General features: G+C 56.8%; 13 protein-coding genes and 1 pseudogene. 6 read left to right on the top strand and 8 right to left on the bottom strand.

Going from position 1 to position 25,642, the window contains the following annotated elements:
* Nucleotides 1–12: 12 nt before the first annotated feature.
* Nucleotides 13–1,155, bottom strand: coding sequence for an EAL domain-containing protein (locus tag F3J08_RS00070; protein WP_166927974.1), 1,143 nt, complete (start codon nucleotides 1,153–1,155; stop codon nucleotides 13–15).
* A 326-nt stretch (nucleotides 1,156–1,481) separates the two neighbouring features.
* On the opposite strand from F3J08_RS00070, the gene F3J08_RS00065 reads away from it, so the two are divergent.
* Nucleotides 1,482–2,744, top strand: a complete 1,263-nt coding sequence (locus tag F3J08_RS00065; RefSeq protein ID WP_051395935.1) for an MFS transporter — start codon at nucleotides 1,482–1,484, stop codon at nucleotides 2,742–2,744.
* Nucleotides 2,745–2,840: 96 nt separating this feature from the next.
* On the opposite strand, the gene F3J08_RS00060 is transcribed toward F3J08_RS00065, so the two are convergent.
* The 4 genes from F3J08_RS00060 to F3J08_RS17470 all read right to left on the bottom strand — a co-directional run bounded on the left by F3J08_RS00060 (nucleotide 2,841) and on the right by F3J08_RS17470 (nucleotide 15,537).
* Nucleotides 2,841–9,185, bottom strand: a complete 6,345-nt coding sequence (locus F3J08_RS00060; protein WP_166927973.1) for a type I polyketide synthase — start codon at nucleotides 9,183–9,185, stop codon at nucleotides 2,841–2,843.
* 98 nt (nucleotides 9,186–9,283) lie between these two features.
* Nucleotides 9,284–10,747, bottom strand: a complete 1,464-nt coding sequence (locus F3J08_RS00055; protein ID WP_122040200.1) for a class I adenylate-forming enzyme family protein — start codon at nucleotides 10,745–10,747, stop codon at nucleotides 9,284–9,286.
* 83 nt (nucleotides 10,748–10,830) lie between these two features.
* Nucleotides 10,831–13,044: a Hint domain-containing protein gene (locus tag F3J08_RS17475; RefSeq protein ID WP_166927972.1), complete on the bottom strand. Its 2,214-nt coding sequence runs from the start codon at nucleotides 13,042–13,044 to the stop codon at nucleotides 10,831–10,833.
* A gap of 483 nt (nucleotides 13,045–13,527) precedes the next feature.
* A complete protein-coding gene (locus F3J08_RS17470) occupies nucleotides 13,528–15,537 on the bottom strand; it encodes a Hint domain-containing protein (RefSeq protein WP_166927971.1) in 2,010 nt (669 codons plus the stop codon).
* A gap of 843 nt (nucleotides 15,538–16,380) precedes the next feature.
* Between F3J08_RS17470 and F3J08_RS00040 the strand changes: the two genes are divergently transcribed.
* The 5 genes from F3J08_RS00040 (at nucleotide 16,381) to F3J08_RS00020 (ending at nucleotide 22,278) form a co-directional block, all read left to right on the top strand.
* Nucleotides 16,381–17,367, top strand: a complete 987-nt coding sequence (locus F3J08_RS00040; protein WP_166927970.1) for a glycosyltransferase family 4 protein — start codon at nucleotides 16,381–16,383, stop codon at nucleotides 17,365–17,367.
* A gap of 15 nt (nucleotides 17,368–17,382) precedes the next feature.
* Nucleotides 17,383–18,534, top strand: a complete 1,152-nt coding sequence (locus F3J08_RS00035) for an autotransporter strand-loop-strand O-heptosyltransferase (RefSeq protein WP_122040195.1) — start codon at nucleotides 17,383–17,385, stop codon at nucleotides 18,532–18,534.
* A 1-nt stretch (nucleotide 18,535) separates the two neighbouring features.
* Nucleotides 18,536–19,969: an autotransporter strand-loop-strand O-heptosyltransferase gene (locus F3J08_RS00030; RefSeq protein WP_166927969.1), complete on the top strand. Its 1,434-nt coding sequence runs from the start codon at nucleotides 18,536–18,538 to the stop codon at nucleotides 19,967–19,969.
* A complete protein-coding gene (locus F3J08_RS00025) occupies nucleotides 19,962–21,722 on the top strand; it encodes an AMP-binding protein (RefSeq protein WP_166927968.1) in 1,761 nt (586 codons plus the stop codon). The genes F3J08_RS00030 and F3J08_RS00025 overlap by 8 nt, the downstream gene beginning before the upstream one ends.
* A gap of 271 nt (nucleotides 21,723–21,993) precedes the next feature.
* Nucleotides 21,994–22,278, top strand: a complete 285-nt coding sequence (locus F3J08_RS00020) for a hypothetical protein (protein ID WP_031241304.1) — start codon at nucleotides 21,994–21,996, stop codon at nucleotides 22,276–22,278.
* A 49-nt stretch (nucleotides 22,279–22,327) separates the two neighbouring features.
* Here the strand turns inward: F3J08_RS00020 and F3J08_RS00015 are convergent, their stop codons facing one another.
* The 3 genes and pseudogenes from F3J08_RS00015 to F3J08_RS00005 all read right to left on the bottom strand — a co-directional run.
* Complete coding sequence (locus F3J08_RS00015) at nucleotides 22,328–22,912, bottom strand: tetratricopeptide repeat protein (protein ID WP_166927967.1); 585 nt, start codon at nucleotides 22,910–22,912, stop codon at nucleotides 22,328–22,330.
* 3 nt (nucleotides 22,913–22,915) lie between these two features.
* Nucleotides 22,916–25,123, bottom strand: a complete 2,208-nt coding sequence (locus F3J08_RS00010) for a TonB-dependent siderophore receptor (protein ID WP_240149069.1) — start codon at nucleotides 25,121–25,123, stop codon at nucleotides 22,916–22,918.
* 387 nt (nucleotides 25,124–25,510) lie between these two features.
* A pseudogene (locus tag F3J08_RS00005) lies at nucleotides 25,511–25,642 on the bottom strand (IS481 family transposase); the annotation flags it as partial.

Here is a 25,642-nt window from a genome sequence, read left to right as displayed (position 1 = left end):
TCCAGCCCTGCTTCAGGCGCAAGGCGGCTTTGCTTCCATCGCAATGCCTTCCAGCTCCGGACAAAGGCCACTCATCTCGTCAAACCCTGCAGCGAGGGCAAAACCATAATGTGTGGAACTGGAGATGTGGGCGAAATGCGTCCGGATTCCAAGAGCCTGCAGAGCGCCGCATGTGGCGGAAAAGAACTTGGATGCAATCGGGTCGAGACGTTCCTCGCTGTGCCTTTCTCCCTGCTGGGCCAGACGCCAGAGCCCTGATGGCGCAGAGACCAATCCAGCTTCAAGGCTGACCCCGGTGATCAACCCTGTATTCGCCTTCTCACGCAGCAGGGCAAGGCTCGATATACCCTGACCGAAACGCCCAACCCACAACTCGACTCCCCGATCGACCAGTTCTCCCAGGCAAAGCGCCTCATCACGCCCGGCGAGCGAAAATCTGCGTTCATCAAGAACCAGGCGCAGAGCCTCCGGCCGAAAGCCGGTCTCGACAAATACTTCCTGCATGGCCTGCACAAAGTGTGAATCCGGAGATGCAGGATCCGTGAGCGTGAGGCTCGCCCGGTAATGCCCTCCAACAGGTGCCATGCGACGGCAAAGCTCACCCAGCATGGCAATATCAGCTCTGGGGCATGTCCTTCGATCGTTTGGCTTGCGATAGATCGCCTGCGATCCGGACGGGGCCACATCCCAGCCAATAAGCGTGATATGATCACTCACGCGGCCATACCGACCGGTCCAGCGCAGATCGGGCGCCCCCGTTACTGGTGCATAACGTCTTGACTGACGGCAATAGCGCCGAGACCGCACTCCCATCCTGCCTTCGGACGTCGCATCCGGCTGACAAGCGCCTGATCCGGGAAGATCAATCGTCAAGGGACTTACCGGTGTCCCGGTCGGATGGGAGAGATCGATCTGTGTCAGACCAGGCAGGATGATGCTCGACAAAGCGACGCTCGATACCCTGACACCTGTTCTGTCTGCCTCCGTCATATTGAGGTCTGACAACAGGAAAGTGGGCAGCCCGACTTCTTCAACGGTTGCCCCAACGCTCGACGGCACCGTCAGCGCGCATCCCCTGAGAGCGACATCCGAAAGGAAGGCGGTATCCTGCGCCGCCACCCCAGACTCTTCGATCGGGCTGCTATCTCTTGGCAACGCAGCAACGCTCCTCGCAGCACGGGTGACAGGACCCGTTGCTTAAAGGATGAATGATAATATGCCCTTAACGCTCGGGACCTTTCAGCTTGCCTGATCGCTGGCTTAACGGGGACCTCGATCGCCCCCAAGTGATAAACGGGACTCGATTTCATCGCGCTTCCGAGGCAGAATGAGGAGTGAAGTAGTCCTCTATGTATAATCTCTGACGCCCCCCAAGACGCCCCCCCCCCTGCCGCGCCGGCCCAAAGGCGTCATGGAACCGTTTCGCTCCCAACCGATTTTACCCCTGCTTCCTTTCTGCTCCCTCTCTCAAGGACGAGACCATGTCGGCCTCCGCCCGCCAATCCTACCTGTCCCAGATCCTCACCTATCCCCCACTGGTCGCGCTCAAACCCTTCTGGCGCGTCACCTTTGCCGCCTTCCTCGGCTGGTTTCTCGACGCCTTCGACCAGACAGCGCTGTTGCTCACCCTGCCCGACATCTCCCATGATTTCGGGGTCACCATCAGCGCCATGGGCACGGTACTTCTGGCGCAAAGCATCGGGCGTGCCGTTGGCAATACCGGGTGGGGATGGCTGGCGGACCGTTACGGGCGCCGTCTGGCGTTTCTGCTGGGTGTCTTGTGGTTTGGCGTGTTTTCCGCGGCCACAGGATTCTCTCACAGCCTGATCAGCCTGATTGTCATCCAGTTCCTTTTCGGCATCGGTTTTGGTGGTGAGTGGACGGCTTCCGCAGCGCTCCTGATGGAAAGCGTACCAGGCAAAAGCCGCGCCATGGCCTCAGCCATCATGATGTCGGGTTATGAACTCGGGTTTCTGGCTGCCACCGCAGCCCAGGCGGTCATTCTGCCGCATTACTCGTGGCGCCTGCTGTTCTTTATCGGGCTGGCGCCCGCCGTGCTTGCCCTCTTCATACGGTGGGGCGTTCAGGAAAGCCCGGTATGGACGCTCAAGCAGGAGCGCCAGAAGGGGCTCAATGGTGCCGCACCCCAGCCTAAGGCCAAGTTCATCCTGACGCTGGCGGCCGTGCAGGCCATTGCGCTCATGTCGTTTCTGGAGTTTCAGAAGGCGGCCATCTACAGCCTTTATCCAACGATCCTGCGCAATGTCCATCACCTGACGCCGGCGCTCGTGTTCTGGCCGATCGGCTGTTTCTGTATCGGCTCGCTGGTGGGCAAGCTGTCCTGCGGGGCGCTGGCCAGCCGCTTCGGCGATCTGCGCGTGATTATCGGCACATTGCTTGTGGTGATCCTTACAATCTATCCGTTCCTGAGTGCGGAGACCTATCCCGTTCTGCTGGTATCGGCCGTGATCATGGGGCTTGCTGCCTCGGGCGTCTTTGCCCTTGTGCCGCATTATCTCGCCAAGCGCTTCCCTTCGGACACGCGCAGCTTCGGCATGGGGCTGAGCTATGCCATTGGCTCGCTTGGGCAGGGGCTTGCAGGCAAGCTTGTGCCGGTATTCGGGCGCAATCTTGGCCTTCCGCTGTCGGCACAGCTTTTTGTCATTGGGTCCAGCGTGATCGTGGGCGCCATTGCGTGGGCAGAGCCCGACGAGCTTCCGGGCGAAACGATGGAAAACGAATAGCGTAGCGCCCTGCCCTCATACGGTCAGACATCAAAAAAAGCTGGTGGACTCTCGTCCACCAGCTTTTTTATCAAACATTCCCGATGCCGTCCCGCCTCAGGCAGAGGCCATATTCAGACTGATCTGACGCAGCACGTTACGGGCAATCTCGCGTATCGGCTCATTGCGCGACAGGACAAGCAGAGAGATCTCAACATTAAATTCTGTCTTGATCGCCGTCTGGATTTCCACACCAGCCAGTGAGTCGACACCAAGTTCGTTTGGTCGTGCGCCCGGATCGATGCTGTCTGGTTCGAGCTTGAGAACATTTCCCAGGATCGATTTCACGTTATCCAGCACGAACTCGTAACGCTCCTCGGGTGACAGACTCTGGAGATGGGCCAGCTTCTGCGCCGAGGTATTCTTGATGCTTTTCTCGCGCCGGATAAGAGCGAATTTGGGATTACGCTCGATCGCGCCATGCTGACCAAAGCATGTCTCCCAGTCGATCGCCATGGCCGCTACGGTATCGCGGTCGCGATTGATGAGCGTGGGCAGCAGCGAAAGCGCCTCGTTGCTTTCGAGCAGACGGAACCCCGCATTCTCGAAGAACTGCACGACACTGCCTTCCTGGGCCAGCATGCCAACCTCGGCAATCGGGCCCCACTGGACAGAAACCGCAGGGAAACCTGCCTTGCGGCGGGCACTGGCCAGCGCATCGAGATAGGCATTGGCCGCGAGATAGCTGCTCTGCCCGATATTGCCTGTGACCGTCACAATGGAGGAATAGAGCACGAAGTAATCCAGCGGGCAGTCGCGTGTCAGCACGTCTAGATGGTGCCCGCCCAGTACCTTGGGTTTAAGCACATTGCGCAGGCTCTCTTCCGAGTATTTTGAAATCAGTCGGTCATCGAGGATACCTGCGGCGTGGAACACACCCTTGAGCGGGATACCCGTCTCGAGAATGGCTGATTTGATACGGGCCACATCCTCGTAAACACTGACATCGCCATAATGCAGCGTAACGCGGGCACCGGCCTTTTTCAGGGCCTTGATCTTGTCGAGCGTTTCCTTGTCACGGCGTACGCTGCGCCCCATCAGATGCAGATGCCGTGCACCACTGGCCGCCAGCCAGGCCGCCGTAGCGAGACCAAGACCGCCCTGCCCCCCCGTCACCAGATAGGCAGCCGCCGGATCGACAGGCCGGACCGGCTGACGCTGCGCGCGCACATTCGTCAGATCCTCATACGACACGAGAATCTTGCCGATATGCTTGGAGGACGACATGAACTTGAAGGCATCGCGCACCTCGGAAGCGGGATAGACCTTGTGCGGCAGAATGACCGTGTCGAACTTGCGTGACAGATAGGGAATACGGTCGAAGATCGACACCGCCTTGCGGTGATCACGCGCCATCATCAGGTCAAGATCAAAGGCGTGGAACGACACGTTACCGTTGAAGCTGAACTGCGACAGGTCGCGCTTTTCCCAGATATCCTTCTTGCCGATTTCGACAAAGCGCCCTGTATTGCACAGCAGCGCAAGGCTATGGGCCTGAATTTCACCGGGGGAACTGTTCAGGACAACATCGACGCCCTGACCGCCGGTTACTTCCAGAATACCGTCATAGAAGGCGAGGCTGCGGGAATCCCACACCGCTTCACAGCCCCGATCAAGCAGGATCTGGCGTTTCTCGTCACTGCTGGCCGTTGCAAAGATGCGTGCGCCGATAATCTTGGCAATTTCGATCGCAGCAAGACCCACACCGCCTGCCGCCGAATGGATCAGGACGATCTCGTTCTTCTTGAGGCGCGCAAGGTCGTGCAGACAGTAAAGCGCTGTCGCAATGGCAATCGGCAGACCCGTTGCCTCGGCAACAGTCAGGGGGCGACCGGCCGTCTCGAACAGGTCGAGCGCCATCACGCGGAAGCCCTTGACCGGCAGTGTCATATGCGAGGTGAAGCATCCCGGATGACAGGTCAGATAACGCTTGCCCACCTCGAAATTCTTGACGCCCTTACCAACGGCCACAACTTCGAAGCAGCACTCCATGCCCATTTCAGTGGTGTGATAGGTATCGAGCAGGAACTTGTCGGGCAGGACCGAAATGCCCTTGAGCATGTCCTTGAAGTTCAGCGATGTGGCCAGCACGCGAATGGTAATCTCGCCACGTCCCGGTGGGCGGACATCGAAAGCCTTGTAATACAGGCCATCGAGCGTGCCCGTACGGCTCTTCTCCAACTTGATGCCCGGCGTACCGGGAAGCTGCGCAAGCGGGCGATCCGGCTGCCCTTCGACAGGCATGAAACGCGGTGTGAAACGGCGTCCTTCACGCAGGGCGACTTCCGCCTCGTTATCCTCGTGCAGGATTTCAGCCGCGAGCGCCGTCAGCGCCTCCTGACCGGCCAGCGTATCGACATCGACGACCTTGCCCTGAAGGTCGGGACGCTCATCGACCAGCCCCTTGAAGAACCCGACCAGCGCGGCCCCATCCGGGTGCACCTTGGCCTTGTGGGCCAGCACATCTTCCGGGTCGAAGAAGATCGCGTTCTCAGAGACGTAGATGAATTTCGGCTGCTTGTCCTGCCCCTCCATCAGGAGACGGGTGCCAAACGTCACCATGTCGTCGATCTGTCCGACGAGCTTTTCGAAATCCGCGTCGGGGGTCGGGCCTGCCATGTAAATGATGGCATCCAGCGTCAGGCCCGCCTCAAGCCCGATTGTCTGAGGCGTGATCTCTCCGCTGCGCGGCGTCGAGAGAACCGTCACGCCATTTTCCTCGAACAAGGCACAGAGCTTCTTCTGTGCCGTGCTCTTGTGCCCAACGAGGAGCACGGTCTTGGGCTCGGCAAACAGGATCGACGCCTCGGACTCAATCCATCTGGTGTAGTATTCCTGCGTCTCGACGCGTGCGGCGGCTTCCTTGTGGATGCGCGGCACTTCGGCAAGGCGCATGCCCTTGACCTCGGCGACCGGCATACCGGTCGTGGAGTAGAGGCGCAGTGAGGCCTCGATCTGGCTCCTGGTGATAGCCGTGATCTCGACCCGTGCCAGCACCTCGGTCGTGCCCATGCCGAAGCAGCTCAGACGATCAAAGCCGACTGGCACATACATATGATCAGAGAAGCTCTCGGGAACGAGCCCGATCAGCGCATGCATTGCGCCATCAAGCAGGGCCGGATGCAGATAATAGGCTTCTGCCGAACCCAGTTCGTCCTCAGTCAGGCCGATATGCGCATAGGCCACCCGATCCTGCACAGCAAGGCGCTGCAGGGTCTGGAAACGCGGCCCGTAATGGAAGCCGTGATTGCGGATCTTTTCATAAAGCCCGGCCCCATCCACGCCCTGCTCGAGTGCCTGCTCGACCATCGCACGGTCGATGACCGGCATGGGCCACGGCGCTGCGGAGAGGATATCGACCTTGCCGTGGTCGATCCACATTTCAGAGAATTCTTCCTTGGCGCTGTGGAAGCGAAGCGCACGGCGGCTCTCGTCATAATCGAGATACAGGATCGGGTTATCGCCCGACTGCACCACCAGCGGCGCCATGATCTCGAGGTTTTCGAGCACGACACCTGTCTGACCCTCGATCTCGTGACCGACCGCCAGAGCGGACTCGATAAATCCCGCGGCAGGCAGAAGCACAACATTGTCGATGCAGTGATCCTTGAGCCAGGGCACGCTCAGTTCGGTAAGATCAACAACCCAGGATTTCCCCGGTGTCATGGCACCAAAGCCGATCAGCGGATGACCCGTTCCGCCCAGGCGGAACCGTCGCTCGCGCTCATTTTCCGCGTGGAAAACCTCGCGTGACCAACGATAGGTCGGCAGGTCGATCAGCGTCCCTCCTGTAATGGCTGCCCAATCGAGGCGCGCCGTATGCAGGATGATATTGGCAACGGCATTCTCAAGGCATTTTGCCTCACTTTCCTGCCGGTTGAGGGTGCTGATGACACTCAGCTTGGCCTGCTGCTTGTCCGCGACGGATTTCAGCGCACGCCCGATGACCGGGTGCGGCCCGATCTCGACAAACTGCGTAAAACCATCGGCCAGACACGATTCAATAGCGGAGGCAAAAAGGACAGGCTGTCTGGCATTGCTGAACCAGTAGCCAGAATCTGCCCGGTGGTCGTCATCGGCAAGCTTGCCATAGACTGTCGAATAAAATGGCGTGGATGCCGCACCCGGTGCGAGCCGTGAGAGAGCCTTTTTGAGATCCCCCTCGATCCGGTCCATCACGGCGCTGTGGAAGGGAACATCCACATTCAGAACGCGGTTGAACAGACCCTTTTGCGTGAGATGCGCGGCCAGATGGCGTATCGCCTCCTCCGGCCCTGCAAGTGTGCAGGTGGTCGGTGCGTTGACGGCAGCTACGCAGAGTTCCGGTGCTTCCGCCGCAATCAGCTCGGCTGCCGCTTCTGCGGACAGGCCCACAGCAAGCATGCGGCCTGTGCCGTCGAGCGTACCCTGAAGGTTGCTGCGGTAATAGATAACGGTGACGGCGTCTTCCAGGCTGAGGCCGCCAGAGACATAGGCGGCAGCAACCTCGCCCATGCTGTGACCAACCACGGCATCCGGCAGAATACCCTGCAAGGCCAGATATTCGGTGACGAGAACCTGGATCAGGAAAATGGCGGGCTGAAGAATGGCCGTGTTGTCGATACGACTATCGGCCTCCTCACGCAGGATTTCCTCGCAGATCGAATAACCTGACAACGCCTCAAACAAGGCGTCACAGGCGCGCGCCTTGTCCAGAACAGCCTGCGGCGCCTCACGCAGCAGGTAACGACCCATACCCCACCATTGCGGGCCGACGCCGGAATAGACAAACACCATGCCACGGCCGGACTCTGCCTCGACCGTTGCCTGGAACATCCCTTCCTCGCGCTGGTCCTTCAGATAGGCATCAAGCCTGTCCGCCAGTTCCTGTTCGTCACGCGCCATGACAAGCAGGCGATGACGGAAAAGGGTGCGTGACGTGGCGAGACTGAAAGCAAGATCGCCCAGAGCAGGCTGTGCCTCGCCATCGAGACGCTCGCGATAAGCTGCGGCCATAAGCGGTAGCGATGTCTTGGAAAACGCGGTGAGCAGAAATGGAATCTTGCCATTGATGCGACGGGCAGCCTTGTGCCCGCTGCGAACAGGGGCCTTGTCATCGGGGCGACGCAGGACCGCAATGGCGTTGGTACCGCCGTAACCAAACGAGTTGACGCCTGCAAAACGCGCGATCTTCCCCTCACCGAGCGATCGTGTCGAGCCGCGCGGGATCTCCAGATTCCACTCGTCCAGATGGATCGAGGGGTTGATCGTCTTTAGCCCTGGCTGGGGGGGGACCGCCTGATGACGCAGGCAGAGTGCCGCCTTGAGCGTACCAAGCGCACCGGCTGCTGCTTCGGTATGACCAAGATTGGCCTTGACCGCACCGATAACGAGTTTCTCGTTCTTGAAACGCGCAATGGATTGCGACAGCGCATAGGTCTCGATCGGATCACCTGCCGGCGTTCCGGTGCCATGCGTCTCGACATAGGCCACGTCACGCGGATCGACATCGGCACGTTCCAGAACCTCGGTCATGAGACGCGACTGCGCGCCAGCATCGGGCGACGTCAGAAACTGCGTGCGTCCATCCGAATTGACGCCGGTTGCGCCCACGATGGCATGAATTGTATCACCATCGCGCTCGGCGTCTTCCAGACGCTTGAGAATGAACACCACGCTGCCTTCGCCACGACCATAACCATCGGCTGCGGCATCGAAGCTTTTCGAGCGACCGTCACGCGCGATGAAATGCCCCTTGGACATGAAAATCGACGTCTGGGGGCATCCCATAAGGCTGACACCGCCGCTGATGGCAACATCGATATCGCCTTCATTCAAGGCACGGCAGGCCTGGTGCAGGGCCACAAGGGACGACGAACATGCGGTGTCGATCGACATGCATGGTCCCTGGAAATCGAACACATGCGCCAGACGGGCAGAGAGCATGGTTGAAGGCGTCGCCGTAGCGGCAAAATGGTCACGTACGGTCGGTAGATTATAGGGGCTCGATGTGTGTGCATGGGCATCAATTGCAAAAATACCGATGAACACACCCGTCTTGTGACCGGACAGACGAGACGGCAGAACACGCGCCGTCTCCATGGCTTCCCACGTCACCTCAAGCAGCAGGCGCTGCTGGGGATCGAGGATCTGCGCTTCACGCGGCGAGATTCCGAAAAAGAGCGGTTCGAATTCATGTATGTTGCGCTTAAGAAAACTCCCCCTGCGCATATAGGTTTTCGACGGGGACTCGATTTCCTCGGCATAGAAGCGTTTGACGCTCCAACGCTCCTCCGGGATATCGGTAACCGCTTCCCCCTCGGCGCAAAGAAATGACCAGAGCTCGTCAACATTGGTGATATTGGGTGCCAGTCGGCATCCAATCCCGATGATGGCGATATCAGATTTTTTATTGCGCAACATATGTTAACTCGAACCTTACTTATATTTTTTATTGCTAACAGGACAGCAGGTCCCGCGCATATTGTTGTGGGTCGAACCAGTTTGACGAGTACTTCTGCTTATCCGTTCGCACTCTCGGAACGATAGAATGCACTCGAGAGCCGTTCGCGATCGACACGGCCATCAAGCGACCACGGAATATGATCAACCGACATCACGCGGACGGGCGGCAACGTCGGATAAAAGGCTCGTAGTGCCTGCGCGAGGCGCTCGGTATCGAATTCCGAAGATGAGGCAATGGCGATATTGATACGCATGCGCCCGGTCTCGTCTAGCGACAGGAAACTACCGAGTGTGCGCGTTTCAAGCATATCCCGTGCGATGTCATCGACGACGCCAAGATCGAATTTTTCGCCGCCAATCGATACCAGATCATCCACACGCCCAGTGATACAAAGCATGCCATCATCAGCGATACGTCCACGGTCACCGGGGTAGAACCATCCCTCGGAAAAGCGGCGCGACTGACCTGATCTTTCACTGACATACCCGTTCAGAAGCCCGGAACTTCTCGTGCGAACAATACCTTCCTGGCCCTGCGCGACAGGCGCATCGCTCTGATCAACGATCTGAAGCGTCACCCATGGAAGAACTTCCCCGACAACATCATCGCCGGTGAGATTCGAGGCATGGCCGATTGCCAGCGCCCCACATTCATCAGTGCCATAAGCACAGACAACATGAGGCGTGAGTTTTGCCAGCGCCTTGCCACGCAGCACGTGATTGAGACGACCACCGGTCACAACGAGCCTCAGTGTATCAAGAGGCTTCATTCCGGGTGGCAGGACTTCAAGGATGTGCGCAAGATGACTGGGTGTCACGACGGCGACTGTGGGGATCTTCCGCGCAATGAGGATGCCTATGTCGGTATGATTGACAAAATTGAGCGGCGATCCACTGCATAGCCCGGTGCAACCAACAACGAACCCGGTAAGGGAGATTACTCCGATCGTTGAAAGGATATGCGGCTGCATGGCGGCGACCGCACTCAGTGTCTGGTCCTGCATGACCATATGCATGATCGCCACTTCAGCCTGACGAAAAGACATGGCAAGCACCTGTCTCTCCGCATCTGTACCGGCGGCAATCGCGTAGCGGCAGACAGCATCATAGTCTGTGGCGTAATTGCACGGTTTCGCATCGGTCTGACGCACCCGGTCAAGCCAGCGCTGATTGATCTCGAGTACCTGCACGTCCTGAAGAGACAAGCCTCCCATCGAGATCATGATATCGGGATCGAGCAACTGGACGTCGCGCAGAAATGACGGATCAGAGCTCTCGGGAAAGGACGCACTGGCAAGACCCAGGGAGGCGAGAGCAAGGGTGAAGACCCAGTGCCAGTAGAGATTTCCGCAGTGTATGCCAACCAGTCTGGGTTCAGCCTCTCGTAGCTTGTCGAGAGCAAGAGCAACAGACGTTACATCGCGCTCCAGCTCAGCGTAGGTCCAGTCCTGAGCAAGGCTGTCGAATGCCAGGGATTGTGGATTCCGTCGAGCGTAACGGAGGGCCGTAACATGAAACATCTATAACAATCCCTAAACGCAAACGGGGCGGCCGAAACGGCCGCCCAGGATCCCTCTCCGGAGAGAGAGCTGATTGGAGAGACTCAGCCCACCCGGGCTTCGTTCTGCTCGGCAGGGGCATGAACAAGATATGGGCCGCCTGCCAAAACTTCAATTGCTACAATACAAACCGCATCCGGCTGCCGATCACTGAGATCAATCATTGCAGAACCTGTCGTCCAGCGTTGGCGACCATCCTCAATATTGGCCCAGCCATCGAGACTTTCATCAGTCAGATGGTCCGCAAGGTGACGCGTCCTGTCGGATTCCCATATCTGGATGTCACCCACCAGCACACCAAGATGGCGTCGATCATCATAAAACGGACCAACAACATCAACGGGCCTGGACACACGCGACACCAGACGAACGCGCTTGGCATCCGGGGGGAGCATGAAGACGCTTGAGCGGTTCACGACGCGCATCCTGCGCATGATACGCCCCTTTTCATCAACGAGATGAAGGTCGGGATCCTCAGTCACTTCGGGTTGCTGCACTACCGAGCCCAGGTTCAGCGATGCCGCACGATGGGCGAGCGAAGCATGGAGCGGTTCGACAAATGCGCGATCGACACGCAGTGGCGCTGCGCCGTCACCTTCCCAAGTAGCTTCCGGAGCATTCAGGATATGGACAACCGCGCCGGGCTGCGCAAAACGCTTGCGATCACCGGTATCAAGATAGCTCTCACTCGGCGCATTATCTGCCCAGATGATGGAATGTGCATCTGTCTCGACGTGGTAGTAATCGAAATGCGTGATCGAGTGATCGTAGTAGATGCTCCGGCCATTCACCAGCATACGCGCAGGCACAAAAGCGCCGTCGAGGTACATCGCATGTTCGGGCGTTACCAGAAGATCCTTGCTGGGAACGTTTTCACCCAGTGCGTTGCGCAGGATACGCACTGGATATCCAGCCTCGTCATCCTCAAGCCATGTCCGCACAATCGTTGAACGATGACCCATCCACACAATCTCGCGGAACTCGGTCTTGCCGTCCACCAAAGCAGCCACCCGATCGCCAACGGCAAGATCCTCCACGGGTATCTCGCCACAATCAGTCCGGATAAGGGTCCCCTTCAGGAAGCACTTGTCATAGACAATAACCGTGCTGCCATCCACCGGATCGCGCTCGAGGTGATAATCGGTAGCGGAATTGCCCTTCATACCGCGCACGTCGGCGCTCCAGACGATATTTCCTGCTGCATCAACAATACTGATCGTATTGTTGCCGTAAATGATGCGCTGTCCGTCGGTCCAGTTGAGCGTATCGACATCGATACGTCCCTTCCAGCCGATCGTGATCCCGGTAAGGACGGCACCAGACTGTACGATCAGCAGACCACCCGTGCCGTCACCCTCCTTCGCGATACCGGAGATGACGGCGTTGGTCAGGGTCGCCCCGGAATCCACCCGCAACGTACCACCCGCAGCGATAAGAGCGGTGGTCATGTAGGACTTCGCCCTGAGCGTTGCAGCTGCCGCAGCCTGGATAGTCAATGTATTGACGGTCGCAGAGGCGTCCGCGACGAGACTGCCTCCAGCGCCAAGCGTGGTGGCAATGCTGCGAGCACCACCGCCTACATGAATAAGCCCACCCGCTGAGGCGACACAGCCACTCGCCCACGCGCCAGCACCAAGGAGCTGCGTACCGGCGCTGAACAGCGTGTTGACTGCCGAACCGCCCCCTGAAACCAGCTGCGTACCACCGACAATACTACCAATATCGGTACCACCACTGGCAAGCGCCTCGGTTGACCCGATATCGAACTTGCAGGAGGAGATAACCCCCGGACCGACGAAGGATTGGCCCTTGAGCGTGAAGCCGCCACCGGCAAGGCCAACACCACCCGACTGCACATGGGTATCGATCACAAGACCGGCCGAGCCGCCATAATTGGACATCTTGCTGGCAAGCACACCACCAAGGTTGCCAATCGTGGCACCACTTACAACACCGTCATTAATGGCAGCGAAACCACCACTGTTATACGCGGTTCCCCCAGCAACCATACCCTTGCCGCCGGCAAGAACCACGCCACCGGAGACGGCGGTCGCGCCATAGGCAACAGCTGCCGCAGAGGCGATGAGCATGGCGGGATTATTGGTTCCCCCCAGGCCAAGACCTTCGACGTAGACATTCGATGTCGAATACTTCGCACCTGTGGTGATAAGCGTTGCACCACTGAGCACCTGATATGATGCCGGCCCCGTCTTGATGATCGACGCGTTGCCGCTCAAACACGCTGAGGTTATACCCACCTGCCATCCTCCGCCAGGAACGCCTCCAGCATGCACCGCGCCTCGGCATTTGCAGCGAGACAGGCCATGCCATGAGCACGAATTCAGGAAAATCCTGCACGCACCATGAGTTCGTTCACAATTACTTAACTAATCATTTCCTGACATAGAAGAATTCGATAAGCAACGCCGCTATATATCAGAACTTATTATAGGTAAAACTGGTTTTTCATTTGCAAAAACCAAACCATCCTCAGAAATTTCACATAATGCCCTGAAAACCAAAGATTATTTCTCTACCAGGCCGAATGCGTTGATTTCTTTTAAGCAAAGACAATATCTTGAATTAAACGTGAAGATCTCGTAAAACCCATGAAAATCCACAGATTGCCAAGTAAGTAAAAACATATAGCCGAAGAATACCTGATATCTGAACGTCAGAATCACACGACGGAACAATACGCGGCGCATTGTTCCGTCGTGTGTCCTGAAGCGCCCACCTAGTTAGCCTGCGGCCAACTGCCGGTTCAGAGCCGTGCTCTCTTCGGGATATGGGCCACCGGCCAGTATTTCGATCGAGAGCATGACGACCTCGCCAGGGCGCAGATCCGCCAGAGGCAAGACAGCATCACCCGTGGTCCAACGATGTTCGCCGTTTTCGCGATTAGCCCACCCAGGAAGCTCATCTGTGGCGAAATGCACATCAATTGAATGGGTCTTCTCGGCTTCCCACACCTGGATCTTGCCAACCAGCACGCCGAGGTGGCGGCGATCATCCAGGAACGGACCTATCATATCTACCGGGCGCGCCGTGCGTGATACGATACGAACCTCACCAATATCTGCCGGCACCATAAAGATATATGAAAGATTGACTGTCCGGAGCGCGCGAAACACCTGCCCGGCGGGGTCGATCAGACAAAGATCCGGATCATTCGTGGTCGGAACAGGAGGCAAGACCGATTCCAGATTCAGCGCACGGGCCCTTTCCATCAGCCGCACATGAAGTGGCTCGGCGAAAGCACGGTCGACTCTCAGCGGAGCTGCCGCATCCCGATCCCAGTCGCTCGCTGGGGCATTCAGCAGATGCACAATGGAACTGTTCGAAGAGAAGATAGCTCGATCACCTGTGTCAAGGTAACTTTCACTCAGAGCACCATCAGACCAGATTATTGAGTGTTCATCTGTTTCGATATGATAGTAATCGAAATGCGTAATCGTGCGGTCATAGAAAATGCTGCGACCATTGACGAGCATACGAACAGGCACGAATGCTCCATCAAGGAACATGGCGTGTTCCGGCGTGACAAGAAGATCCTTGTTCGGGACATTCTCACCCAACGCATGACGCCGGATGCGTACAGGATAACCCGCTTCGTCATCATGCAAACCGGGACGGGTCGCCGTGGAACGATGGCCAGTCCATATGATTTCGCGCATCACCTCATGGCCATCGACGAGAGCTATTACCCGATCACCAACAACGAGATCCTCGACCGCAGTATCCCCATTCGCGGTTCGGATCATGGTGCCCTTAAGGAAGCACTTGTCATACACAAGATAGGTACTACCGTCGTTCGGATCCTCTTCAAGATGGTACCCGACGCCTTGCCACGGGAGTATGTTACCGCTCCAGATGACTTTACCCGACGCGTCCTTGATCGTGACAGTCGTGCTGGTGGCAGTGACCTGATAAGTGGGATCGTAACGAAGGCTGTTGATATCAAGACGACTCTTCCATCCCATGGTCAGAGAGCCACTCAGCACAGCCCCCGAGTGCACGACAAGAAGGCCACCGTAACTGCCATCCGCTGTCGTACCGATGATGGTACCGCTGATGAGCGTTGCGCCCGACTCAAGTGTCAACGTGCCCCCCGCACTGACGGTTGGGTTGGAGATCACTCCCCCTGCCTCGGCAGAAGCTTCGCCAGCTGACTGGACCTTCATGGCATCCACACGTCCGGCATTATAGACATGCAGCGATCCGGCGGAGCCGACCGTCACCGTATTGGCGGAACCACCCGAATAAATCTCGATACGACCACCTGCCGAGACCACTGAACTGGTCGCGATCCCGCCGGAGGAAATCATCTGTGTGCCGGCACTGAAAATATTCGAGGTGGTCCAACCAGAAGAGCCGACAATCTGTGTGCCAGCAAAAATACTGCCCAAATCAGACCCGCCCGATACGAGTATCTCGGTGGAGCCTACGTCGAAAGTACCATTAGAAATAACACCTTTACCCGCAAAGTCCTGTCCTTTGATGGTAAAACCACCACCAGCCAGGGCATAGCCGCCTGAATGTACATGGGCATTGAGCACCAAACCGGCCCCACCACCCTCTCCGGAAACAGTGGAGGCAAGCAAGCCACCATTCGACCCGATATCGACCCCGCTGACGACGCCACCGTTCGCCGCAACAAATGAGCCGCTGTCAAACGCCGTACCGCCCATGACGGTACCATTATAGACTGCCATGCCGACACCGCCGAAACCGACGGTAGAAGCCGACACAATACCCCCCGCGGAAGCCAGAAGAAGTGCAGGGTAGTTCGTTCCGCCGGACTGCCCGGGGATGAAGCCCGAATTCCTCGACCCGTCGCCGAACCCGGAGACGATTGCACCATTAGTGTAGACGCCCGCCCCCCTGCACGAGAAGGGTGGCACCGCTGAGAACACTGTAGGTGCCCCCTGAGAGTTGTATCGTTGCGCCCGATGGTCTGACGTCAGACGTAATAGCCATCTCAAATCCTCTTATAAGGCGGTTTGACGCTTTCGTTCACCGCTCCCGGCACGACTGGGGCTACTCGAATATGGTCGCTACCGCTCTTGATATCGATCACCCCGTGTGGAGTGATTTAGTTATCGATTAACAAACAATCGATGTCACGACGGATGGAGTAATGCAAACATTATATCTTCGTATAAAATATTCACTTTTTTGATACTAAATAACGATGGAACCAAATCGTAAAACCATCATCGTTAATAAACAGAAACGAGTTAATGATGAACTATCATTCATTAAATGTTATAAATCTTCTTTTGCGCGAGATGATACTGATTGTTATTACACGTTCTACGATGGCATTTTTCTATCAGCCACAATAACAGGAACCGACTATCGTTATCCTCCCCAACCATCTCCCGGGTGATTATCATTAATGTTCGTTTCAATATTCTCCCGGGAAGGATCTATCGCAGCTCCAATCGGCCGATAACTATTTTGTGTAATCACGTATGCAGAACGTGTTTGTTCAAGCGAGGCCGGCAGAAAAGTCTCTTTCAGGGATTCGTCACGCCCAAGCCTTTCCATATTTGACTTGACGCTCCCCCATCCTCTGGAAAGGCCCCCTTATGACCAAGATAATATTTCTCACCCCTTTCAGTCCGGATATCATCTCCGGGGGGATCAAGGTCACCTATCAGCACGCTGCAATCCTCGCGGATAACGGTTACGAGGTCGAGGTCTATCAGCCCGCAGGCAAGCCCACCTGGATGGATATTCCTGCCAATGTCAGGGTGTGCGACAATTTCGAAGCGGGCAAAGAGGACATACTGGTCTTTCCCGAGGTCCTTAAGGAATTTATCCTTGAAATGGCAGAAATGCCTTTTGATGGGACTAAGGTATTATTCTGTCAAAATCCGTTTTATCTCTACAGCTACAACAAGAGTGGAGAAAAACTACTTGATATGGGTTTTGAACATTTCATTGTTACAGGTCGCGAGGCTGCGCGATCGGTGAGTTCTATCCTGGGGGTCCCACGCGTCTATTCCGTACCGAATTCTGTGGATACCACGTTATTCCATCCCCGACAGAAGCATCTCTGTATCGCTACAAATCCAGGCAAGTGGCCGGCGGAGGGCGTAAACTCGCCTATCTATTTCGTTATCATGTCCATGCTGCACCTTAAATATCCCGAGACTGCAGATGTACCGTGGCAACTGCTTGAAAAAATGCCTCAGAGCGAAATTGCCGAGATAATGGGGCATTCAGCCATCTTCCTTGCCCTGTCGAGGCAAGAGGCACTTCCACTCACACCACTGGAAGCCATGGCTTCGCGTTGCGCGCTGGTCGGATTTCATGGAACGGGCGGCAAGGATTATGCCTCTCATCGCAACGGCTACTGGTTTTCGCCGGAACAATGTGAGGAGATTGTTGACTGCCTGGCACAGTTGATCTCGGGATTCAGGAGTAACGCACCGCAGCCATACATCGAGAAAATGCTGGATGAAGCCGAAAAGACCGCCGGCCAGTACTCTGTTGCAGCGATTAGAGAATCTGTTTTGCGGGTCTATCGTGAGATACTGGACAGTCATAATATGCGTGTGCAGGCAGGATAATCGAGAGCAACCATTATGGATAATACGCCAAGTCAGGTGGGCCCTGAGGGTATCTGCTACGATTTTCAGGATGGCTGTCGCATCGGTTTACCCCCCGGCGAGTGGCACGCCGAGATCAGGGATACCGGCACACACACACTGCTTTTCTCTCAGGATCTCTCCGGAGGGCTAGTTTGCAGTACCAAGCGATACTATGTCCCGTTCGCGTTGCGAGTATCACGCAAGGGCGTGACGGTGTTCGAGCATCAGCTCGACCTGGTCGACAGGGACGTCCTTGTCGATATGCACCTTGGTGGTGTGGGTGATCACCTTGCCTGGATGGGCCATGTCGAGGAATTTGCCGCCAGACATCGCTGCCGTTTGCACTGCCTCGTGCGGCCAGGGCTTGCCGACCTGTTCGCAGGACAGAATGACGCGGTCACTGTCACTGACGACCCTTCCATTCTGGAGCGCCCTTTTTATGCGCGCTACAAGGTTCTGATTTTTTTCAACGACCTCAATCGCGATTATCAACCCACGGATTACCGTCAGGTCGGGCTCGCCGTGACCGCTGCATATATACTGGGACTGCCGATAAGGGAAAGATTGCCGTCGATCCGTATCGCCGAGGGTGGGCGTCCTATCGAAGAGCCTTATGTCTGTATTGCCACCCAGGCGACGGGGCACAACAAATACTGGAATAATCCTGAAGGTTGGTACCGGACCATTCGCTACCTGAAAGAAAGAGGTTACCGCGTGATCTGTATTGATCGCGATCGCGTCTCAGGTCAGGGCACAATCTGGCATCATATCCCGCATGGCGTCGAAGATATGACGGGCACCATTCCCCTTGCCGAGCGGGCCAGATGGCTGCGGCACGCCTCGTTTTTTATCGGTCTTTCCAGTGGGCTGTCATGGCTGGCATGGGCAAGCGGCTGCCCGGTCATCATGATCAGCGGCTTTACCGAGCCTTTAAACGAATTCGAGACGCCCTATCGCGTGATCAACCGGAATGTGTGCAACAGCTGCTCGAATGACGTAACCGTCGAGTTCGAGCGTACCAATTACATGTGGTGCCCCCGTCATGCCAATACAGAGCGCGACTTCGAGTGCACAAAGCTGATTTCGTTCGAACAGGTCGCGACGACGATCGATCAAGTCATCGCTGACCATCAGGATCGAGGCTGATATGAGCAAGATTGATGCGATCATCGACTCAATCCTGAACTTCGACTCAGCGGACACGGTATCTTCCGCGGCAAGTGAAAGCGCGGTTGCTTCGCGAGAAGATGCAACATCGACGCAATTCGGACAGGAGCACCCGTCGGACAAGGTTGCCACAGCTGAAAATAGCTCGGCGAAACCATCTGATGGGAGAGCTTTTCCAGACCCATCGCCCGATTTGACCCAAAAAGTCTCTCATAACATCGCGTTCGATTTCAATGCCGGCGCACGCATCAGCGTTCCTTCCGGACGCTGGCGCGTGAAAATCATGGACATCGAGCGCTCTCTCTATCTCTACAATGAGGAAGCGAGCAACTGCACCATCCTGGGTGCAAAACGTTATTTCATCCGGACACGTATCGAGATTGAGTCGCTCGATACGAATGAAACAGTACTCACCCATGACTATGATTGCCGAGACCGCGACGTGGCGATCCTTCTCCCGGGTGGTACGCTGGGCGATGCGATCGGATGGTTCTCCTACGCTGTTAAATTCCAGGAGAAACACGATTGCCGCTTGACGGTGGGCATGAGCGCAGATGCCTGCAAGCTTTTCGCGGGGCAGTATGCCGGCATCCGGTGCTGCACCTTTGCCGAATATGAAGCCGACCGGGAAAGGTTCTACGCCACCTATTACATCGGCCTTTTCTTCCAGGATGAGGACCATAACTGGCAGCCCTCAGATTTCAGGCTGGTCGGTTTACACCGCACGGCAGCCCACATTCTTGGTGTTGATGATGGGGAAATCCCGCCGCGGATCGTCCAATGGCCGGTCAATGAACGCCCCATCGACAAGCCCTATGTCGTCATAGCAACCCAAGCCTCCAGCCAGTGCAAATACTGGAATAATCCAATCGGCTGGTCCACCGTGATCGCCCATTTGCACGAACTCGGGTACGAGGTTGTCTGCATCGACAAAAACCATGTTGGGGGCCATGGCAACCACTGGAACTATATCCCGCACGGCACCCGGGATGAAACAGGGGATCGACCGCTCTCCGAGCGCGCCTACTGGCTCCGTCATGCTGCGTTTTTTATCGGATTGTCCAGCGGGCTGTCCTGGCTGGCATGGGCCGCAGGAACCCCCGTTGTCATGATCAGCGGGTTTACCCACCCGTCGAATGAATTCCAGACCCCGTATCGGATATTCAACCCTCATGTCTGCAACAGTTGCTGGCATGATGTCAGAACGCCGTTCCAGCACGACAACCTTCTGTTCTGCCCGCGGCACGCCGATACTCCCAGACAATTCGAGTGCACGCGTCTGATCACGCCCATGCATGTCATGAGCTATTGCGATCAGCTACATGCGCAGCTCACGGCGCAGCTCACGGCGCAGCTCACGGCGCAGGCTTCCATCCCCGAAGAAGAGACCGAACAGGTTCAACACGATGTATGAAGACGAACAAGCCATTGTCGGAGCGGACGCCTGGAACGAGCGCACGCTCGTCGATCTGCTCAGACTGCGTCGTCTGACAAAAAAGGAAAATCCGATCTTCCTTTTCCTCGGTGATGGAGAGAATGTCACCGACACGCTCAGCGCCATCGAGTTGCATGAGCGCGCCGCGTCGGCGGGTGCCCATCTTGCACGTACCTTGCCCAAGGGCGCCCACGTCGTTCTCCTCTTCGAAAACAGCATCGAATATATCGTGGCTTTCTTTGCGTGCCTGTATGCAGGGCACGTGCCTGTTTCAGGTGTCTATCCCAGCGCCATCGGGGCCACGGAACGCTTTGCTTTCATTTTGCAGGACAGTCAGGCGAAAGCTGTGCTGGGCAAACGCGATACACTCACCCTCTTTCATCAGGGGCAGGCCGCCAAAAGTAGCCTGAAGTGGATTCCGCTTGAGAGCGCTCTCAAGGCGGTGCCCATTGACGAGCCTGTCGCGCTTACATCCGATACACTGGCCGTCATCCAGTATACATCGGGCTCGACGGAAAACCCTAAAGGGGTTTGCCTCACCCATCGCAACATCTGCCATAATATCCACACGCAACTCATTTCGTTTCAGTATCAGGACAATGATACCGGGCTAAGCTGGCTGCCGTTTACCCATGATATGGGTCTGGTCGGCGCGGTGCTGCCTGCACTGGCTGCGGGCAATCCCTTCTACTTCATGGGTCCTGACAAGTTTATCGAGAAGCCATCGCGCTGGCTCCAGGCGATCAGCCGATATGGCGCAACCATTTCCGGCGGCCCGGACTTTGCATATCGCTATTGCGCCCGCCTGCCAGAGAAGGACATTTCGCCTGACTGGGACTTCTCGCGCTGGACCATCGCCTTCAATGGATCGGAGAATATCAGTCCGGATACGCTGGAAAGATTCGTGACGCGTTTCGAAAAACAGGGGTTCCGAGGCAGGTCCTTTTACCCGTGTTACGGACTGGCCGAAAACTCATTGCTCGTGACCTCCGGGCGCAAGGGCGCCGGTGTCAGTCTTGTCGCATTCGATCGCGAGGCCCTGAGTCACGGCAAGGCTTTGCCGCTCGCCAATCCAGGCAGCGAGGCTGACCGCGAGACCGTTTCCGTTCTCGCAAGCTGTGGCACGCCCCATGAGGACCAGCATATCCATATCGTCGAGCCCGAGCATCAAACTTTTCTGCCTGAAGGCACGGTCGGTGAAATCTGGATCGATAGTCCCAGCGTCAGTATCGGCTATTTCAACAGTCCGCTTCGCAATGCCCAGTGCTTTGTCGAGCGCGACGGCAAACGGTATCTCCGCACGCAGGATTTTGGCTTTCTCCATCAAGGCGAACTTTTCCATATCGGACGCCTGAGCGAGAAATTCCTGTATGAGGGGAATGTCTACTATACGAACGATATTGCTCTCTCACTCAGTCAAGCACTCGGAGGCGCGCTTTGCGTCGTGGTGCCGCCCGCCCTGCCTGAGCGCGAGCTGCCAAGTTTGATTATCGAGCACGACGATATCGAGGCCATTCCGGCCCTGCGCCAGCGGATCGTCGCAACGATGAACAGCTATCGCATCACCCGTTTCGCCTTCTATTTCGTTCGCAAGGGCTTTGTGATCCGCACGCCCAGCGGCAAGATAAAAGCTGATCTGACGCTGGAGAATATCCTTGCCGAGAAATCGGCCATCGTCCTCTCGGGTGATACGCAGGCCCCCGTCGCGACAGGCATGAGCCGCATGATCTGACACCCCGCACGACAATCAGGCATACGACACCCTCAGGCCGGGCGGGTGGTTCGCGATATCCCTCACTTTACAGGTATGGGCTAATATTGGCCTTGTTTCCGGCCTTGTCGGTCACGTATTCAGAACGCGAGGACCGGCCATCGTGCCGGGCCACCAAGATACGCCGCGCTTTTGCCTCAAGGACCGTGCTTGTTCGGGTAAAGGCGTTATGACATCCTTAACGTCGCTGCGATCCAGCTGCGTTCAATCAATAATCAAAGGCACTCTGCAAATGGCAGATAATACTTCAGACAAGATCTTGCATCAGATCGCACAGGGGATTGCATCGCTCAGTGCAGAATCCGCACCGATCATCTTTGCTGACAACGTACCAGTCTATGGTCATGTCGGAGGTATCATCACGGTCACACTCGCGGCAGAGCGCCCTTATGGTAACGAGATTGTCGTGGCACCTACCGCTCATCTGCGCCTGACACCCAAAGCGGCCAAATTGCTGGCAGAGTCAATTCTCAAGGCATTTGCAATGGGCGAGCGCAAGGAAGCCTCGGTCAACTGAGCCCCGCGCATCGCCCCGACGCATCCAGCTTCTGGCCGTTGGCTATTCTTCAGCTGCCATCTAAGGCGCCTAGCCGGGCAAGATTGACAGCCGCAGCCGCGTCGCCGCAATCGCGCCCGGCAATATAATAGTCCCTGGCATGATGGACATTGGCCGGGCAGGCACCATAGCCATCCTCGTGAATGAGCCCCAGCATATTGAATGCCTTGCCCACACCGCGACGGGCTGCCTCCATGTAGAGTGTACAGGCACGAACACGGTCCTGCACCACACCGTCACCGTTCAGATAAAGATCGGCCAGATTGTAAAACGCCCATCCCTCACCGCCGGACGCTGCGCGCTCGAAAAGACGGCGTGCTTCCTGTACGTCGCGTTTCGTCCCCCAGCCCTGCTCGAAAACACGCCCCAGCATATTGAGACATGTTGGATGCTCTGACCGTGCAGCCTGTGAGAAGAGGCAGAAGGCCTCGCTCATCGCCCCACGATCGAGATGCCATTGTGCGAGATAGAGTTGCGCTGCCACCGAATTGCCGAGCGGCGGCAAACGCGGCGCAATGACCTGAGGGGAGACAAGCGTGACGCCTGCCTCCCCTTCATGATTATCCCGATCTAGCTCAGGAACGTCAGCCCGCATGGCTCAGAAGCGCAGACCGATCGAACCGAGGAATGTACGACCCGATAGCGGGACAGCACGCGAGGTCGAGAAGGCCGAGGCGTAGTTGCGATGATTGGTCAGGTTATTGGCGTTGAACTGAACATGGTAGTGCGAAATGTCGTAGGAAATCATGCCATTGAGCGACACGTTATCCGGCATACGCCCTGTACGGCCTTCGTTGGACCAGTAGCCCGAGGAATACTGCACACCACCGCCGGCCTGCAGCTTGCCGTTATTGGGCTTCAGGACCAGACTGGACACATCATAGGTGCTCCAGACTGACAGGCTGTTCGCAGGCAGCTGCGGAGCACGATTGCCGCCATAAAGCGCGCTGTTCGTCACCTTGCCACCCATATAGGCGTAGGAGCCATAGATCTCCCAGTTGCGGGTCAGCTTGCCTGTGGCGCTGACTTCAAGACCGCGAATGCGACGACCGGAGCCTGCATCCTGGAAGCCGGTGATGATGTTGCCGTCATCGTCATAGGTGAAGGAGTTGTTCTGCTCGATCTGGAAGATCGCGCCAGTCACGCCAAGGCGCTTGTTGAAGAAATCGGCCTTGCCACCCAGTTCATACAGGTCGCTGCGCTGCGGCTTGAGGTCGCGCCCATTGGCCGCCACGTCGCCGATGCTTGTCGAGCTCATGGTCAGTGAGGAAACATCCGTACCCACAGGCTTATAGGACTGCGAGAAGGTGAAGTAGAAGGTCGTGTTCTCCAGCGGTTCGTACATCAGGCTGGCGGACGGGCTGAACTTGTTCGATTTCTGCTTCTGCACGCCAATCGAGGATTGAGCCGCACTCCAATAGGTCGAGCGGTAATCGTCCCAGCGCACTGTGCCATAGACCGAGATCTGTTTGGTCAGATGGATCTTGTCTGCCAGAAACAGACCCAGATCGCGGAAATCCGCCGTGCGGCTGCCCGTTGCCGGAAAGGTCAACATGGTGCCCGGATATTCGAATTGCGGCGTACGGATCTGCTGGTTGTTCACCCGGTTGATCCAGGTGCCGTAAAGACGGTCATCCTTGGTGTAATTGATGTCCACACCGGCACGGATATCGTGATGCATGAAGCCGGTCCGGAACTTGGAATGGCCCATGCTGACGTTCTGCACGCCCCAGCCAGCCTGATCATACCCCATGCCACCACCGGCGCCATAAGCCAGTGTCGGGTTACCGCCAGCAAGGAAGGAGGTCGCGCACGCTCCGGAGCAGGCTGCGGGCGTCGTCGCCGCAAAATTGCGGGTGTAATGGGAGTAGCGGGTGTCGTTTGACAGGGTCAGCCATTTGGACAGCTCGGAAGCGAATTTCGAGGTGACCATGTGCACATTGCCCATGTCGCGGTCGAAATTGCGCGAATAATTCGTGTCACGTGGCAGGCCGTATTCTGTAATTGGACGATAGGTCTTGCCAATCTGGATCATCGGCACGCCGTAATCGGGACGACCGCGGCTGCCAAGCCACTGATAATTCAGATGCCAGGTGTTCTTCGTGCCCAGCCCGACACCCAGATCGGCAGCTGCGCCGTAGCGATCGGTGCGGACATTGTTGCGGTCTGCCACCATCTGCTTGTTGTACATGCCGTTCACGCGCAGCGCAGTGTGGGCATTGATCTCGTAATTGGCATCCGCCGAACCACGATACTGCATGCCGCTGCCAAAGGACTGATCAGCCCCGAAAGCGTTGCCGCTATGCGCCTTCTTGAGCGTCTGGTTGATGACGCCGCCCACGTTGCCCGCACCGAAATACTCGCCAGACGGTCCCTTCACCACTTCGACGCTCTCGGTATTATAAACGTCGCGCACATAATTGCCGAAATCGCGCAGACCGTCCTCATAGATATCGCCACGTGCCTGCTGGCCACGAATACGGAACTGGTTGCCGTTCATGCCGCCATTGCCCTCACCGGCAGACATGGTGATGCCCGGCACGTTGGACAGCGCCTGATCGAGCGTGAAGAGACGCTGCTCCTCAATCAGCTGCTTTGGCACGACGCTGACCGTCTGGGGCGTTTCACGCACGTTATCGGGCATACGGCCGATATCGAGCGTCGTCGTGTTGGTGTTGAGCGTGTTGATCTGCTCCTTGCCATGCACGCGCACGGCTGGCAGCGCGATGGACTGCCCATCACTCGCCTTCTGGTCTGTCGTGACGGAATCCTGCGCTTCAGCGTCCTCGGCAGCACCAAGACCCATACCGGCCGTCAGCGCCAGCAGCAGAAGACGTTTCTGTTTGCCTGAGTAACTACCGGACACCACTGTGCGGGGGGCGCTATTGTTCAGCGTTCCACAAGGGAACGCGCAGTCTTCAGGCATACGACTCACCAGAAATCCGTTATCGACAGCGAAAGCGAGGCGCAGAACGTCCTGAAATGTTTTGACATAACCGAATATAATTCGGATACGCCCAACCATTACCTTCCCATGCAGGGTTCAATACTCAGAATCGCGGCGCTTGGCCTTCGGTGCTGTGTTTCGGGCAAGTTACACTCAGATGCAAACGATTCTTAAAATCTTTCTTAACTCGGACCAGATATGTGCTTTTTCTGCAACATTCCGCCGGCACAGCACGAGCAGCGTTGCCTAGCTGTTTGGTCCCGGGTTTTGATGGTGCGGGTTTTGCGTGAATCTTGATGGCTCGTGCTGCCATTGCTGGCAAACGAATTCGTATGGCGTGAGGCCCCGGAGCGTCTTCAGTCGACGTGCGAAATTATA

The organism is Asaia sp. As-1742 (genome assembly GCF_011753235.1).
GTDB lineage: Bacteria > Pseudomonadota > Alphaproteobacteria > Acetobacterales > Acetobacteraceae > Asaia > Asaia bogorensis_B.
This window is presented reverse-complemented; position numbering and strand designations above follow the sequence as displayed.

Bases quoted from the DNA above. Each gene is read 5' to 3' on its own strand.
- F3J08_RS00065 (WP_051395935.1), top strand. From the start codon at position 1,482: ATGTCGGCCTCCGCCCGCCAATCCTACCTGTCCCAGATCCTCACCTAT.
- F3J08_RS00060 (WP_166927973.1), bottom strand. From the start codon at position 9,185: ATGTTGCGCAATAAAAAATCTGATATCGCCATCATCGGGATTGGATGC.
- F3J08_RS00055 (WP_122040200.1), bottom strand. From the start codon at position 10,747: ATGTTTCATGTTACGGCCCTCCGTTACGCTCGACGGAATCCACAATCC.
- F3J08_RS00040 (WP_166927970.1), top strand. From the start codon at position 16,381: ATGACCAAGATAATATTTCTCACCCCTTTCAGTCCGGATATCATCTCC.
- F3J08_RS00035 (WP_122040195.1), top strand. From the start codon at position 17,383: ATGGATAATACGCCAAGTCAGGTGGGCCCTGAGGGTATCTGCTACGAT.
- F3J08_RS00030 (WP_166927969.1), top strand. From the start codon at position 18,536: ATGAGCAAGATTGATGCGATCATCGACTCAATCCTGAACTTCGACTCA.
- F3J08_RS00025 (WP_166927968.1), top strand. From the start codon at position 19,962: ATGTATGAAGACGAACAAGCCATTGTCGGAGCGGACGCCTGGAACGAG.
- F3J08_RS00020 (WP_031241304.1), top strand. From the start codon at position 21,994: ATGGCAGATAATACTTCAGACAAGATCTTGCATCAGATCGCACAGGGG.
- F3J08_RS00015 (WP_166927967.1), bottom strand. From the start codon at position 22,912: ATGCGGGCTGACGTTCCTGAGCTAGATCGGGATAATCATGAAGGGGAG.
- F3J08_RS00010 (WP_240149069.1), bottom strand. From the start codon at position 25,123: ATGGGTCTTGGTGCTGCCGAGGACGCTGAAGCGCAGGATTCCGTCACG.